General features: G+C 41.4%; 11 protein-coding genes and 1 riboswitch. Of the genes, 1 reads left to right on the top strand and 10 read right to left on the bottom strand.

The genetic code is table 11. The features are described from left to right. Positions 1–11: 11 nt before the first annotated feature. The 8 genes from glmM to ASC84_RS17830 form a co-directional block, all read right to left on the bottom strand. Positions 12–1343 carry a phosphoglucosamine mutase gene (gene glmM / locus ASC84_RS17865; protein WP_004718603.1) on the bottom strand — a complete coding sequence of 444 codons (1332 nt, stop codon included), beginning with the start codon at positions 1341–1343 and terminating at the stop codon, positions 12–14. 118 nt (positions 1344–1461) lie between these two features. Beyond that, positions 1462–2928 (bottom strand): IMP dehydrogenase, encoded by a 1467-nt coding sequence (gene guaB / locus ASC84_RS17860; RefSeq protein WP_004718605.1) that lies wholly within the window; start codon positions 2926–2928, stop codon positions 1462–1464. Positions 2929–3150: 222 nt separating this feature from the next. Continuing rightward, positions 3151–3516, bottom strand: a complete 366-nt coding sequence (locus ASC84_RS17855) for a YkgJ family cysteine cluster protein (protein ID WP_081407361.1) — start codon at positions 3514–3516, stop codon at positions 3151–3153. Between the two features lie 89 nt (positions 3517–3605). Then, on the bottom strand, positions 3606–4403 hold the full coding sequence (locus ASC84_RS17850) for an MBL fold metallo-hydrolase (protein ID WP_004718609.1): 798 nt from the start codon (positions 4401–4403) through the stop codon (positions 3606–3608). A 213-nt stretch (positions 4404–4616) separates the two neighbouring features. After that, the gene (locus ASC84_RS17845; protein ID WP_056517171.1) at positions 4617–5195 is read right to left on the bottom strand and encodes a TMEM165/GDT1 family protein; all 579 of its coding nucleotides are present in this window, start codon (positions 5193–5195) and stop codon (positions 4617–4619) included. A gap of 89 nt (positions 5196–5284) precedes the next feature. Beyond that, positions 5285–5441: riboswitch (yybP-ykoY riboswitch) on the bottom strand. 546 nt (positions 5442–5987) lie between these two features. Next, positions 5988–7973: a 2-oxo acid dehydrogenase subunit E2 gene (locus ASC84_RS17840; RefSeq protein ID WP_171252553.1), complete on the bottom strand. Its 1986-nt coding sequence runs from the start codon at positions 7971–7973 to the stop codon at positions 5988–5990. A gap of 2 nt (positions 7974–7975) precedes the next feature. After that, on the bottom strand, positions 7976–10684 hold the full coding sequence (gene aceE, locus ASC84_RS17835) for a pyruvate dehydrogenase (acetyl-transferring), homodimeric type (RefSeq protein WP_004818397.1): 2709 nt from the start codon (positions 10682–10684) through the stop codon (positions 7976–7978). 288 nt (positions 10685–10972) lie between these two features. Beyond that, positions 10973–11650, bottom strand: a complete 678-nt coding sequence (locus ASC84_RS17830) for a M23 family metallopeptidase (protein WP_004718614.1) — start codon at positions 11648–11650, stop codon at positions 10973–10975. A 105-nt stretch (positions 11651–11755) separates the two neighbouring features. On the opposite strand from ASC84_RS17830, the gene ASC84_RS17825 reads away from it, so the two are divergent. Next, positions 11756–12205 (top strand): hypothetical protein, encoded by a 450-nt coding sequence (locus ASC84_RS17825; RefSeq protein ID WP_004718616.1) that lies wholly within the window; start codon positions 11756–11758, stop codon positions 12203–12205. Positions 12206–12302: 97 nt separating this feature from the next. Here the strand turns inward: ASC84_RS17825 and lpxC are convergent, their stop codons facing one another. Together lpxC and ftsZ are read right to left on the bottom strand one after the other, a co-directional pair. Then, on the bottom strand, positions 12303–13205 hold the full coding sequence (gene lpxC, locus ASC84_RS17820; protein ID WP_056517165.1) for a UDP-3-O-acyl-N-acetylglucosamine deacetylase: 903 nt from the start codon (positions 13203–13205) through the stop codon (positions 12303–12305). Positions 13206–13330: 125 nt separating this feature from the next. Then, positions 13331–14524, bottom strand: a complete 1194-nt coding sequence (gene ftsZ / locus ASC84_RS17815; protein ID WP_004718620.1) for a cell division protein FtsZ — start codon at positions 14522–14524, stop codon at positions 13331–13333. Positions 14525–14605: the final 81 nt, after the last annotated feature.

Below are 14605 nucleotides of genomic sequence, written 5' to 3'. Positions count from 1 at the left end.
GATACAATATTTTAAGCCGCATTTTGACGAACAGCATCTGCTAAATGATTTGCCAAATCAGTTACTTCTTGCAGATTATCGCCTTCTACCATAACACGGATGATCGGTTCCGTCCCTGACTTACGAATTAAAATTCGCCCACGTCCTTTAAGTGCTGCTTCTACTTTATCAAACTCGGCAACCAATGCTGGCACTGCGAATGGGTCAAACATTTGTTCAAGACGAACATTGACCAAAACATTGGGTAAAGTTTTAAAATCTGCAACCAATTCATCTAAAGCTTTATTCTGTTCGACCAATACTGTTAACACTTGTAGGGCTGCAATGATTGCATCGCCTGTTGTGCTCTTGTCTAAAGTCAAAATATGACCAGATGGTTCGCCACCAATCACCCAGTTGTTTTCTTCTAAATTTTGCAATACATAGCGATCACCCACTTTAGCACGTACAAAAGGAACTTTGGCTTTTTCAAGTGCTAACTCTAATGCCATGTTACTCATCACTGTACCCACGATACCCGCCGGTTTTTGAGATGCTTGGGTTGCTAAAATATACAGAATATGGTCGCCATCAATCAATTTACCAAAACGGTCAACCAAAACCACACGATCTGCATCACCATCAAAAGCAATACCTAAATCTGCTTGATGCTCAATCACGGCTTTTTGTAAATTTTCAGGATGCGTAGAACCACAATCCTTATTGATATTTAAACCATCTGGTTCGTTATAAAGTGCAATAACTTTTGCGCCTAATTCACGAAATACTGCTGGGCCGACGCTATACGCTGCACCATTGGCACAATCCACCACAATTTTTAAATGGCGTAAATTGAAATGATACGGGAATGTCGATTTACAAAACTCGATATAACGACCATTGGCATCTTTAACACGCACACTCTTACCTAAGTTTGCGGTGTCTTCAATGATGATATCGTTCTCAAGCTCTCGGTTAATCGCATCTTGAATCGTATCTGGAAGCTTCTTCCCTTCATCTGAGAAGAATTTAATCCCATTATCAAAATAAGGGTTATGTGAAGCAGAAATCACGATCCCTAAGTTGGCATGCAATGCACGGGTTAAATGAGCAATTGCAGGGGTCGGCAGCGGTCCAAGTAAATGTACATAAACACCTGCCGCATTGAGACCCGCCTGTAAAGCTGCTTCAAGAATATAACCTGATAAACGGGTATCTTTACCTAAAACCACAATCGGTTTTGATTTGGGGCTAATTTGCTTTAATACTTTCCCTGCCGCAAATCCGAGTTTAAGTGCAAATTCTGGGGTAATTGGGAGTTCACCAAATTTTCCACGAATCCCGTCTGTTCCAAAATAACTCATCTTTTACCCACTTATTATGTGTTGTATAACAATCAATTTTTAACTTTTACTACTTTACACCAAAATAAAAAAGCCGTCATAAACTGACGGCTTTTTCCAATCAAAATATTACAAAAGATTAACCTACACGATAGTTCGGTGCTTCTTTGGTAATCGTTACATCATGCACATGTGACTCTTGCATACCTGCAGCGGTAATTTTCACAAATTTTGCATTTTGACGTAAATCTTCAATGGTTGCAGAACCGGTATAGCCCATAGATGAACGTAAACCACCCATCATTTGATGTACGATATTGCCCATTGGACCTTTGTACGGTACGCGGCCTTCAATCCCTTCTGGGACCAATTTTTCAGCGCCTGCTTTCGAGTCTTGGAAATAACGATCGGCAGAACCCGTTGCACCAGCCATTGCACCTAAAGAACCCATACCGCGGTATGCTTTGTAATAACGACCTTGGAAGAATTCAACTTCACCAGGCGCTTCTTCAGTACCCGCCATAAGTGAACCCACCATAATCGTGCTTGCACCAGCACCAATTGCTTTGGCCATATCCCCAGAGAAACGGATACCACCATCAGCAATCAATGGAATTTGGTCTTTCAATGCATTGGCAACACTGTCAATTGCAGAGATTTGTGGCATACCAATACCAGCAACGATACGTGTCGTACAGATTGAACCAGGACCAATACCTACTTTCACTGCATCTGCACCCGCATCAAGTAATGCCAAAGCAGCATCACCCGTTGCGATATTACCGCCAATCACTTGGACTTGAGGGAAGTTTGCTTTCACCCAACGTACACGCTCGATCACACCCGCAGAATGACCATGCGCCGTATCCACTACAATCGCATCAACGCCGGCTTCAACCAAAGCTTCAACACGACTTGGGGTTTCTGCGCCAGTACCCACTGCAGCACCAACACGTAAACGACCTAATTCATCTTTACAGCTATTTGGATAAGATTCCGCTTTACGGAAATCTGTAACTGTAATTAAGCCTTTTAATGCATTGCTTTCATCAACCACCAATACTTTTTCAATACGGTGTTTTTGCAATAATGCTTGAATATTTTCTTTCGATTCATTTTCACGAACAGTCACAAGACGATCTTGCCCTGTCATGATATTGCTTACTGGTTGTTCCAAGTTCGTTACAAAACGAGTATCTCGGCCAGTTACAATCCCAACCACTTTGCCATCTTTAACGACAGGTACACCGCTGATGTTGTTGGCTTGTGTAATTGCCATCAAATCACGGATCGTGGTTTCAGGTGTCACGGTAATTGGATCTTTCACCATTCCCGCTTCGAATTTTTTTACACGGCGAACTTCTGCAGCTTGTGCAGAAATATCCATGTTTTTATGTAAAATACCAATACCACCGTTTTGCGCCATTGCAATCGCCATACGTGACTCAGTCACAGTATCCATTGCTGCTGAAACCATAGGGATGTTCAGTTGAATGCCGCGTGTGAGGCGTGTCTTTAGAGAGACATCTTTTGGGAGGATAGTAGAATAGGCAGGGAGTAATAAGACATCATCGAAGGTTAGCGCTTCTTGAACGATGGTCAACATAACAGTCTCGCTGGTAATTTCCGTGAGCTATTATATACAAATTTCCGTTCAATTTTCATTTTTTATTGTGCGGATTTATCTTATTCTCGATCACACTTTATTTTTCAGTATCTTATTGAAATAAAAATGGGCTTTGAATATAAAATTATCGTGGATTTAACACCACAGTAGACTGTCGACTTACAGTCTCTGCCTGATATCCTAAATTTTCCCACTTTAGCGTTAACACACCTGATCAAAGTCTTCATCATTGCTGGGTGTAGCGACTTCTATTTCGATCAGGGGAATTAAACCATAGCCTTGTCTTGCTTTTGCACATTGTGAATCCCCAGCATGTACCTGTTTGCATGAAGAACTCCGTTGCTCATACATACTACAGCTGACTTGCTGTCCAATCTCACCCTTTAATGCCACACAACGCGGTTGCTTTTGATTGGTGCCCTGCATACAAGAATACACGGCTGTCAAAGGTTCGACATAATCTGGCGGCATGGCTTCTCCTTCTGCCCAATAAAATGAGACTCGGAAAAAGGCGCAACACGCCCCGCAACTTAAGCACGCATCCTGTGCTGAGATTTGTGACAACATTTTTTTAAGATTCTCGTTATCAATTTAAAATTTTGGCAAGAAAATCCTAAAAAAAGTCGCACTCAAACTCAATATCTTTTTTGAATTTTTTATTGCGGGCAGGTAAACACAGACTCATCCATCAAGTCGACACCACATTGTAAATTTTCGATCCAGTCTAAAAACTGATGAATCATCTCTTTACCAATAAACGGCTTACCATGTTGCGGCACAATCATTTCAATATCCATTTGACGCACCATTTTCACCCATAAACGGATCACCCGATTGGTACACATATAGCGCTGATGAAAACCATGCATGGTTGGAATGTGCATTGCAAAATCTTCAATTGGTTTCGAGGCATCATCAACAATCGATGCACCCATATCACCTGAGAATAAAATTTTTGAAATTGGATCGTAAAACTGAAAATTTCCAACGGAATGTAAGAAATGCGCAGGAACCACGATAATGCGCGTTTCTCCCAATGGAATAGAGCCACCTTGGTCTGGCAATTCGATCAGACGTTCTAACCAGCCCCCTTTCATACGATCACTCATAAATGCAGAGTTTAAATGAGGTAAAAAGCGTGCCCATAATTTAGATGCGACCACTTTGGCATCGGTATAGACCAACCAACGTGGCATTGAAGTAATGATGTCAGGGTCTTGGTGAGATGCCATGACATAGTCTAAATTTTGTAATCGGGTGTATTTATTGAGCTCCATGGTCAGGGGCACATAGGTCAAATCACCACCCGGATCTAGTACTGCTGCACGTTCATTATTTAAAATAAGAAACTGATTGGCTTGTACACCTTCACCTTTCACCAAACTGGTAAAACTTATACATTTATGAGTGCCATTATCAAACAAAACTTGCGACGTGGTGCGATCTAAAGCCATACCAGAAACCCCAAAACCTTTTTTAAAATAAATCTTTAGTTATCCCATACAACATATAAGGTTTTCTTCAAAGTTACAATAAATCTACAACCTAAGTTTAAAGATTATTTGTGTCATCATTCTCAGAATAATAAAAAACCCAACATTAAGTTGGGTTTTCAGCTTTAAAAATAGATGACTTTATTGATGTTAAATAAGCTTGGAGAATTGCGCTTAAAAAAAGTAATGCTGAACTAAAGCTGCGACACCAATAATAAAGAAGATTGCAGCTCCAATTTTATGAATCAATGCAATAGGTAATTTATCTGCCAATTTATTCCCAATAAATACAGCAGGTGCATTGACCAGCATAATCCCCAATGTCGTACCTATGGTTACCCAACCGATACTGTCAAAGCGTGCAGCAAGTGCCACTGTGGCGATTTGGGTTTTATCCCCAATTTCTGCAAGGAAGAATAATACAAAGGTTGCACCAAAGACCCCATATTTTTGCCATTTATTAATACTTTCAGATTCATCATCCAATTCATCTGGAATCAGCATCCACCCAGCCATACCAATAAAGCCAAGTGACACAATCCAAAGTAACACTGTCGGGCTAAGAACTGTGGTAATCCACTGACCAAGCACAGCCGATACACCATGATTGACAATGGTTGCTAATAAAATTGCAAATAAAATAGGAATAGGTTTACGAAAACGTGCAGCAAGAAGTAATGCGAGCAGTTGTGTTTTATCGCCCATTTCGGATAAAGCGACAACCACTAAAGAGATGAGGAAGGCATTTAACATTTCAAAGTCTCTGGCTAGCAATATTTACCGATGACTTACCCCTCCTGCTAGCCAATATGAATAGTCGCCTATTCAACGCGGAGTGATAAATCAAAGGTCTTGCCAACAAAAGATAGCTGAGTAAACACCTTCAGCTAAATTGGTTCTTTGCTATGATGACCATACTCTGTTGAGTAATTATGTTGATCATCACCCATTTATCATCTCGCAGATGACAAACAGCGGCTACTCCCCAATGAAGTACAGCTATTCTACAACGCTTTATCAATCATTTTCAATTTTTAAAAATTAAAAAATTTAAAGCTCAGATAAACTTCAAAAAATATCGTGCCAAAGCATTTTTAATGCCCGCAGAGGATGAATTCAATTTCGTTTCTTCACTAATTTTCAACCCTAGATGGTTATCCTATCGTGGGGCGACATGGATGTCGCCGTTGGGCGGGGGTACAGGACGTACCCCTCGCCCATGAGCAAAAACAAAGTACGGATTTGTTTGCAGCGCAAGGTTTGGCATCCCCTACGAAAAGTGAAGCATCGCCTACGCAATGGTATTTAAACTTTGAATGTAAGGTGTGGCATTGCACGCTTTTTTATAATCAAATAATTTGTTTTTCATATAATTGATTTAATAAAAATATTAATTAAGAGAAATTATATTCTTGTGCCTGAGTTTTTTGACAGATTGACTATATTGAATGATAACTTTAAAGCAGATTTGAAAATTATTGATAAAACAAAATTAGATCCATATAAAAAACCTCGCCTAAAGCGAGGTCTTCTATGATTTAGAACTTAAAGCAAGATGTTACGAATATCTGATAACAACTTGGTCAATTTATTGGTAAATCGCGCAGCATCCGCACCATTAATCACACGATGGTCATAAGACAATGACAATGGCAACATCAGTTTTGGATCAAAGCCTGAGCCATTCCATACCGGTTGCATGGTTGCAGGTGAGATACCCAAGATCGCAACTTGTGGCCAGTTCACCAATGGCGTAAATGCAGTACCCCCAATTGAACCTAGGCTGGTAATGGTAAAATTTGCACCTTGTAAGTCTTTCGGAGAAAGTTTCTTATCACGTGCTTTTTTACTTAACTCACCTAATTCAATGGCAATTTGCTTAATCGATTTTTGATCAGGATTACGCAATACTGGAACAGTTAAACCATCTGGTGTCGCCACAGCGATTCCCATATGAATTTCTTTACGCAACAGCACAGACTTTTGATCATCTGCCAAGTGACCCGCAAAATAAGGCTCTTCTTTGAGTAAGAACGCCACCGCTTTTGCAATAAAGGCAAGGATCGTTAAGCTAATACCATCTTGCTTAAATTTCCCTTTTAACTCCCCACGCCAAGCTTCTAACTCAGTAATATCTGCTAAATCAAATTGTGTCACTTGTGGAATGAAATTATTTAATGACAATTGCGGTACAGACACTTGCTGTAAACGCGTCATTGGTGCAATTTCACTGCCACCAAATGCACTGAAATCTGGTAATGCAGGCAATCCTGAAGCGGCTGGCACAGCGGCGGTTTGAGCTACTGCTTGTGGTGCAGTCAATTTGGCTTTAACAAAAGCAAAAACATCATCTTTCATCACACGTGCATGAGGACCAGAGGCCTCGACTTGTGATAAAACCACACCCAGTTCACGCGCAAGCTTACGCACGGCTGGACCAGCATAAACTTTGGCATTTTCAGCTTGTTGTGCTTTAGATAACTTTTCAGTACCCGCTTGAGCAACGGCCACTTCAGCTTTTGGCGCTGATGCTGTCGTTTTCGCGGCTGGTGCTGATGCAGCTTGTGATGCTTGAGCAGCTGGCTTTTCTTGTGGTGCTGGTGCAGTCTGACCCTGTGCTTCAATCGTCACCAAAGCAGTGCCCTGACTCACAGACTGATTCAATTCCACATGGATCGCCGTCACCGTACCTGCAACCGTACTTGGCACTTCTACAGAGGCTTTATCCGACTCAGCAACGCAAAGGCTTTGGTCTTTTTCAACTTGATCGCCTACGCTCACCAAAATTTCAGAAATTGTTGCTTTATCTACACCAAGATCAGGAACAGCAACTTCAACTTTACCCGATTGGGCTGGCGCTGATGCTTCTGGTGCCGCAGCTTGAGTCGGTGTTGCTGATGCTTGTTGAGGTGCTTCAGCAGGTGCTGCCGCCGAAGTCGTTGCAGCGCCTACAGTTTTCACTGTAATCAGTACCACACCTTCTTTAACATTATCACCTTCTTTGACCACAACACTTTCAACCGTGCCAGCAACTGTACTTGGAACTTCAACCGTTGCTTTATCCGATTCCACTACGACGATGCTGTCATCTACCGCAATTTCGTCGCCCACTTTAACCAGAACTTCACCGACCAAAGCTTTTTCAACACCAATATCTGGCACTTGAACTTCAACTGTTTGAGATGAAGCTGGCGCGGATGCTGAAGGTGCAGCAGGCGCCACAGGTTCAGCTTTAGTTTCTACAGCAGGTTCAGTTTTTGCAGCTTCTTGAGCAGGCTGTGCTGAAGCTTCTGTCTCTGTTGCATCCGCTGATTCAACTTCGATCAACACAGCACCTTCTGAAACCTCATCACCTTCCGTAACAGCAATACTTTTAACCACACCCGCTGAAGTGCTTGGCACTTCAACAGAGGCTTTGTCTGACTCAAGTAGAACGATACTGTCATCAACAGCGATGGTATCCCCTACTTTCACCAAGATTTCTGCAACAGTGGCCTTATCAACGCCAATATCAGGAGTTTTAACTTGCATCATTATTTCTCCTCTGTCACTTCAGTATAAGCAGCAACTTCTTGAACAGATGGGTGCGCTTGCGGTAACCATGCCACTGGACGATCAACATCAAGTTCAAATGAAGAGATTGCATCTTTCACTAAACGTGGATCAACTTCACCTTCATCTGCAAGTTTTTTCAAGGTTGCAACCACAATATGTGCCGCATCTACACCAAAGTAACTACGCAAATTACTGCGTGTATCTGAACGACCATAACCATCTGTACCCAATGTTACATATGGACGGCTATCTGGAAGGTAAGCACGGATCTGTTCGCTATAGGCACGCATATGATCTGTTGCTGAAACAACAATACCATCCGTGTCACGTAATTGCTGAGAAACCCAAGACTCTTTACCATCTTCAAGTGGATGTAGGCGATTGTATTCTTCAACAGCCATACCATCACGTGCCAATTCATTGAAGCTTGTTACACTCCATACATTGGAATGGATTTGGTATTCATCACGTAAAATTTGCCCAGCTTTAATCACTTCACGCAGAATCACGCCTGAACCCAATAACTGAACTGTGGCTTTTTCATCTTTATTGAACAAGTACATACCACGTTTGATGCCTTCTTCAGCACCTTCAGGCAATGCAGGTTGGTCATAGTTTTCATTCATGAGCGTCAAGTAATAGAACACACGTTCCTGATTCACATACATACGTTGTAAACCATCATGCACAATCACAGCTAACTCATAACCAAAGCAAGGATCATACGCTACACAGTTTGGAATCGTACCTGCCAAGATATGAGAATGACCATCTTGGTGTTGTAAACCTTCACCATTTAATGTTGTACGACCAGCTGTTGCACCACACAAGAAGCCTTGTGCCTGAGAGTCACCCGCTGCCCATGCAATATCCCCAATACGTTGGAAACCAAACATTGAGTAATACATATACATCGGAATCATTGGTAAGTTATTGGTCGAATAACTGGTACCCAATGCTGACCAAGCGCTCATTGCACCTGCTTCATTGATCCCTTCTTGCAACATGTGACCATCTTTTGCTTCACGATAGTTCATGAGCTGTTCTTGGTCTTCTGGAGTATAGTTTTGTCCATGCGCAGCATAGATACCCAACTGACGGAACATGCCTTCTAAACCGAAAGTACGCGCTTCATCAGGTACGATAGGCACAACACGGTCTTTAATGGCTTTTTCTTTTAACAATGCAGCAATCAAACGCACCATAACCATCGTGGTTGATTGTTCTTTACCACCACTGCCTTTAAGCACACCATCAAATACTGAAATCTCAGGAATCGCCAATACTTCACTGTCTTTACGACGTGCAGGTAAATAACCACCTAAAGCTTCACGACGTGCTTTCATATATTTCAATTCAGGTGAGTTTTCACCTGGACGATAGAATGGAAGCTCTTCAAGTTGCTCATCAGAGAATGGCAAATTGAAACGGTCACGTACATATTTCAATGAATCGTGTTGCATTTTCTTGATTTGGTGGGTTTTGTTGACGGCTTCAATTTCGTCAGACAAACCATAACCTTTCACTGTTTTCGCCAAGATTACAGTCGGTTGACCATTGCTGGTCATTGCTGCTGCATACGCGGCATACACTTTGTATGGGTCATGACCACCGCGATTCAGATTATCAATATCCTCATCACTTAAGCCTTTCACCAACTCCGCAGCTTCTGGGTATTTACCAAAGAATTTTTCACGGGTATAAGCACCCCCTTTTACTTGGTAACGTTGGTATTCGCCATCTAGCGTTTCATCCATACGGGCTTTTAAAGCACCTGAGGTGTCTTTGTCCAGTAAAGGATCCCAATGACGACCCCAAACCACTTTAATTACACGCCAGCCTGCACCACGGAACAGTGACTCTAGCTCTTGAATGATTTTACCGTTACCACGTACAGGACCATCTAGACGCTGTAAGTTACAGTTAACCACCCAGATTAAGTTGTCTAATTTTTCGCGACCCGCAAGCGAGATTGCACCTAAGCTTTCTGGCTCATCCATTTCACCATCGCCAAGATACGCCCAAACCTTACGGTTTTCTTCTTTGATCAAACCACGATTCATCAAGTACTTTTGAATATGCGCTTGATAAATTGACATGATTGGACCAAGGCCCATCGAAACGGTTGGGAACTGCCAGTAATCTGGCATTAAGTAAGGATGAGGATAACTTGAAAGCCCCTGACCACCCACTTCACGACGGAAATTACTCAATTGATCTTCAGTCAAACGACCTTCTAAAAATGAACGTGCGTAAATACCTGGTGCACAATGACCTTGGTAATAGATCATGTCGCCACCAAAGCTATCGCTATTGGCACGGAAGAAATGGTTAAAACCGACATCATATAGGGTTGCTGAAGACGCGAAACTTGCCAAGTGACCACCTAAGTCATCACCTGTTTTATTGGCTCGTAGAACCATTGCCAAAGCATTCCAACGAATTAATGCTCGAATACGACGCTCCATATCTTGGTCGCCTGGCATCGCTGGAGATTCTTCAACTGGAATGGTATTTAAATAAGGGGTATTTAGACGCTGAATAGGTACATGCTTCGAAATTGCTTGTTGATATAATTTTTCTAATAAAAACGCAGCACGATCCGTACCCATATGCTGGAGCACTGAATCAAAGGCATCTTGCCATTCTTGTGTTTCCTGAGCGTCGCTATCACCATAATACGCCATTTCCCACTTACTCCTTGAATAGTTTTCTATATATTATATGTATCATGTTTTGGGCCTGTTAAGTTATCGTTACAGCCAAATGCAGATTGTAAGGATTATTTAGCAACTAAATAGTTGTTGACTAATTAACACTTAAAATAACAAAAAACCGCCAATAAAGGCGGTTTTTTATACAAAATATTTTTTTATTTGATGATAGTCTGAATACAGTATTTAATTCATCGCGACTACGAATTCAACCATGCATACAGAGCACCAGTCATAAGCTCAACAATCAAATGTTTAGCGTTATGGCAACATGGCTAAGTAAGAAGATGGATTTTTACGTTGACCATCTTTCACTACTTCATAATGCAAATGTGGACCTGTGCAACGACCTGTGCAACCCACGTTGGCAATATGTTCACCAGCCTTCACCTGATCACCTACACGGGCAATTAGACGTGAAGCATGCGCATAACGTGTGATATAGCCATTACCATGGTTAATTTCTACATATTGACCATAACCAGTGCCCCAACCAGACTTGGTCACAATACCAGGACCTGTTGCATAAATTGGTGTACCACTTGGTGCTGAAAGGTCTAAACCAGAATGATGTTCTGCACGACCGCCCATTGTACGGCCACCAAAATCAGAGCTTACGCGCTTCATATCTGGAAGCGGATGAGTGACTAACCAAGAATATGGAGAGTTTGCAGTGTAACGAGAAGCAGAGTTTGCGCTAGAACCGTATTTTTTAGCGATACTTGCATTGTTTAACTCGATTGGTGCATCTTGGCTACGTAAAGTAATATTCATCTTTGCTGAAGCAGGAAGATCTAAATCATCTGGATTATAAGAGCCTTGAGATAAAGTCTTGGATAATTGTTCTAAACGATCTGGTGATTGAACCAAGTCTGCAAATGCAGCGGTTGCAGCGGAAGCTGCTAAAGTAAAAGCCAATAAAATACGTCGCGTGTGCATAAAAACCTCTTTAACTGTTCTTAGTCAAGTTTCTTGAGTGATCTCATCCTTGATATCTATCGAAATGAGCGCTTAAGATAAGACATAAATATGTAGGAACCATGTATGTCTGAACCCAAAAACGTCTTTCAACCAACAAGACAACACTTAAAAACAGGAAACTTATCGTTTCTTACAAAGCAAGTTGCCGAATGGCAAAAACTTACTAAATTAATTCAACCGCTACTTCCTCAACCTGAGAATTGGCGAGTTGTCTGTTATCAATACGGTATTTTGACCATCACCGGTGAAAATCAAGCCATGATTAGTCAACTCGGTTATCTTCAAAAACAGTATATTTCTCAATTGTCACAAATCAACGAACTTCGTGATTTACAAAAACTGCAAGTTCGTTTACGTATTCAAAACAGCAATACTGAAACACCCCCACAACTCCATAAAACTGTAAGAAGCATACAACCTGCAACATCTGAAATGTTACAAAATGCCGCTAGTTTTGTGAGCGACCCTAAGCTTAGCCAAGCTTTACTACGTTTGGCAAGCAATAAAAAGTAACCTAATTAGATTAAATTAAGATTAAAACTGGTTAAAATATGACAAATATCACACTTTTTATTGTTACATTATAACACAATGCCTAAAAGACAAAGACTTATGTCACGTTGACAAAATGAATTGGGCACAGCTTCTCGTCATCAAATGTTACAATTTCATAGCTGCTTGGATCGCTTTTAACATTGCGTAAAAGCTGATTATTCAGTGCATGACCCGATTTATAGCCATCGAATTTGGCAATAATTTGATGCCCAAGTAGGTATAAATCACCGACTGCATCCAAAATTTTATGCCGAACAAACTCATCAGCAAAACGTAGACCTTCTTCATTGACCACGCCAGTATCATCTAAACCGACAGCATTATCTAAGCTCGCACCCAGTGCCAGATTATTGGCTTTTAAATAATCGAGATCTTTCATAAAACCAAAAGTACGTGCACCACTGACTTCATAGACAAACGTTTCTGTTGAAAAATCAATGGTCGCCGATTGGTATTCTTTTGCAAATGCAGGATGATCAAAGTCGATAGTAAAATTGATTTGAAAACCATCGTGAGGGGTAAAAATTGCGCGCTTATCTTCTATGAGTGCTTCAACAGGTTTGAGAATTCGAATAAATTTTTTCGGTGCGTCTTGTTCTACTAATTCGCCCTGCATGAGTAAGTATATAAATGGACCTGCGCTACCATCCATAATCGGTATTTCAGAAGCAGACACTTCTATAATCAGGTTATCTATACCCAAGCCAGCGATTGCACTGGTGACATGTTCAATGGTTCCAACCTTAGTTTCATGACTGACCAAATTGGAACACATGAATGCTTCTTGAATCAGCATAGCATCTGCTGGCAGATCGACAGATGGATTTAAATCGATACGGCGAAATACAATACCCCCGTCCGCCACATGCGGTAAAAAGTTAATCATGACTTTTTGTCCGCTATGTAGTCCGATGCCACTCGCTTTAACGACTCGCTTCAGGGTACGTTGTTTCAACATGCTAATTCGGTCTTCATTCTCAAATCCGCTATACGTTAGCACATTTAGCCATTGATAAAAAACAAAAAAGGTAATGAATCTCACTACCTTTTTCGTTGATATTAATTATTTTTAATAATTATCAATCATTTACGCTGTTGATTTTTCAAATAATCTTGAATACTCATTGGCGTAGAACGACCGCTTGAACTTGGTGCTGCAACAGGTGCACCATCTTCTTGACGTTTATTGATCGCTGGAACGTCATCTTCATCAACCACAGTGTTGTGGCTAGCTTGCTGGCTATATGATTGCGCAACATTGCTGATATGGGTTCTGCGTTTTGCTTCAGTTGCATCACTGGCATTACGTGTTAAACCTGTAGCAATCACAGTGACACGGATTTCATCACGTGCGTCTGGATCAAATACAGTACCAAAGAACACTTCACCTTCTTCAAGGTCAACAATCTGGTTCACAACATCTGTAATCACTTCAGTTTCACGTAAAGTCACATCAGCACCGCCAGTGATGTTAATTAACACCCCTTTGGCATTCATGATATTTACATTATCCAATAACGGACTACGGATCGCCAAACGTGCAGCTTCTTCAGCACGGTCTGGACCACTACTCTTACCTTCACCCATCATCGCATAACCACGTGTACTCATCGCAGTTTTCAAGTCAGCAAAGTCAAGGTTAATATGACCAGGACGAACAACCAGATCAAAAATACTACGTACAGCATTCAGCAACACGTCATCTGCTTTACGGTAAGCATCTTGCATAGAGATGTCACCATAAACGCTGAGTAAACGTTGGTTTGGTATAATAATTAAAGAATCAACATGTTGTTCTAATGCTTCAATCCCTTTTTCAGCCGAACGTTGACGACGACGACCTTCAAAGTTAAATGGCGTTGTCACCACACCCACGGTAAGAATACCCATTTCTTGAGCAATCTCAGCAACAACGGGCGCAGCACCTGTACCTGTACCACCGCCCATTCCAGCAGTCACAAATACCATATCGGCACCTTCAAGGTGTTGACGGATTTGTTCACGGCTTTCTTCAGCAGCAATTTGACCTACATCTGGATTAGCACCAGCACCCAAACCGCGTGTGCTTTGCTCACCAAGTTGCATTTTAAATGGGGCATTCATGCGATCAAGGGCTTGCTTGTCTGTATTTGCACAAACAAATTTCACACCTTTAATGTCAGATTGCACCATGTGTTGTACAGCATTACCACCGCCGCCACCAACACCAAACACAGTAAAACGGGCTTGACCGTTGTTATCGGTTTGTCCATCGTCTAAAAATTCAAATGAGGCCATGACCTTTAGATTTCCTAATATAATTTGGCAGTCACTTAAGCCCGTATACTGCCTTGATCTTCAATAATAAAAATTGTTTTT

The organism is Acinetobacter sp. Root1280 (assembly GCF_001425285.1).
GTDB lineage: Bacteria > Pseudomonadota > Gammaproteobacteria > Pseudomonadales > Moraxellaceae > Acinetobacter > Acinetobacter guillouiae.
Note: the sequence above shows the minus strand (reverse complement) of the source record. Positions and strands in the feature narration are given on the sequence as shown.